Source organism: Vibrio makurazakiensis (assembly GCF_050337375.1).
Classification (GTDB): domain Bacteria; phylum Pseudomonadota; class Gammaproteobacteria; order Enterobacterales; family Vibrionaceae; genus Vibrio; species Vibrio makurazakiensis.
In genome coordinates this window covers 1-1878 of the sequence record NZ_JAKJSW010000408.1, presented here as the reverse complement: position 1 = coordinate 1878, position 1878 = coordinate 1, and the positions used below count along the sequence as shown (strand labels likewise).

Here is a 1878-nt window from a genome sequence, read left to right as displayed (position 1 = left end):
ACTTGATGGTTATCGTTCAAGTTAACGATAAAAATTCAAAATTGAATCGAATTTGTTAACTCCATCTTCATTATCGGTCTCTTTCACCAAATCAATGCCCTTCTGAAGTAATTGAATCACTTGCAAATCGGTGTTCTTGTTGAAGGCGAAATAGAGTTCCCCCTCCTGTAACACATGCACGACTTCATAATCTGAGGTTTTAAAGCCAGCAGTTGCTATCCACCACTTAGCTACATTTTCTTCATATGCCCAAAGATCAACTCTGTCTTTCTGGAGTTGCTGTGCAATGTTTTCTGCGTAAGAGTTTTCTTGAATTGAATCCCTAGGAACTCCCGCCTCTAAAAGCAATTGTTCCCCTACATCATCCCTAATTACACCCACTCGATATTGTGCAATATCCATTGCGGATTGAATGCTAATTTGGTGGCTTTTCTTAGCGATGATGACAATTCTAGTTTCTGAAATTGGACCAACCCAGTGAAAAAGGTTCTCCCTTAATGTCGTTCTTGTCGTAGAAAACAGCACTGTATCAGGACGAATTAATGTTGAGCGATACGCTCTCGCCCACGGTTGAAGTGCAATATCATCTTCTTTTATTGCTTCACCGACCTCTTCTGAAGCCTTAATTAGCAAGTCGACGGCTATTCCTTTGAGCTGACCTGACTCACTAAAGTTGTAAGGTGGGTATTCTTCAGTTAAATAAGTCAAAGAATTGAGATTTTGGCTCGTTGCTGACATTGAATACACTGCAAACAAAATTGCATAGAACTTAACTAATCGCATAATTTGTAAATCCATATGTTTCAATCAAACATAGATTAAAGTTAGGAGTCAAATTTGCTTGCGTCTAGCTAAAAGAAGGGATTTATTAAGCGTAAAATAATTTACAGCCAACTCAATGCAATAAATACAACACTATSGAAGTAGAAAAACTAATTTTAATAGCAGAAATTAAATTTATTACAGTTCGTCATATTGCAAAGTTAGCAGTTGAGATTATAGTAACAGCACATTGACTTGTAAAAAGCAGAATCACGACTGTGCTTAGCTCGACTATTTCTCAAAAAACTCTGCGTTCAGCGTACCAATCCGCATTTGAGGGCTACCCGTTTATAGCGCTAAACCACCTGGTTGTAGGGCTTTTTYGTTGTTTGTTTGCACAATACCTGTTTGATTCCTCTATCAAGGCTATCATGTGGTTCGCACTTCTAAGTATTGTTCTTGCTGGGCGTTTTTGCTTAATCCGCAGCATGAACAGACAAATAGAACGTGTTGTTTCTTCTAAGTGTTCGCAATATGTTTACACGCTTTCTTCATCGGCTATCGGCTTTGTTTGGGCACTAGGCGCCATACTGACTCTCCAAACTGAACAACCCGACGTACAAGTTCCGGTAGTGCTTATTACATCAGGGCTCGCATTTGGCGGTATCATTTATCACATCAACTTCCGTTTAGCCTTCCATGCCTATTTCTGGTCTTTAATGGGGCCTGTTTCTCTTTACCTAATATTCGCACAACAGCAGCACCTTTCTGGCGGTACAATTATCGCTACCGGTGCTATTTACCTTTTCTTCTACGCTGGAAAACTTCACTTGCGTTCAATCCAATGGATAAAAGAGAATGTGGAACGTGAAACTTTAATTACTGACCTATCTAGCGCCAATAATAAAATCAAAAAACTTTCAGAAACTGATGCGTTAACGGGACTGAATAATCGAACATTTTTCAACCAATACCTAGCCAAAGTTTGGCAGCAGGCTACTTCTAACGAGCAGCACTTAAGTGTCGTGCTTCTAGATATCGATTATTTCAAACCTTATAACGATAATTATGGGCACGTCGCTGGGGATGAAGCATTAAGGCAAGTCGCTCAAGTTC

2 protein-coding genes are annotated in these 1878 nt (G+C 39.5%); one reads left to right on the top strand and one right to left on the bottom strand.

The features are described 5' to 3' along the window. Positions 1–21: 21 nt before the first annotated feature. Positions 22–783: a substrate-binding periplasmic protein gene (locus L4C33_RS21985; RefSeq protein ID WP_428814510.1), complete on the bottom strand. Its 762-nt coding sequence runs from the start codon at positions 781–783 to the stop codon at positions 22–24. 410 nt (positions 784–1193) lie between these two features. On the opposite strand from L4C33_RS21985, the gene L4C33_RS21980 reads away from it, so the two are divergent. Next, a partial coding sequence (locus L4C33_RS21980; RefSeq protein ID WP_428814509.1) for a GGDEF domain-containing protein occupies positions 1194–1878 on the top strand: 685 nt, incomplete at its 3' end.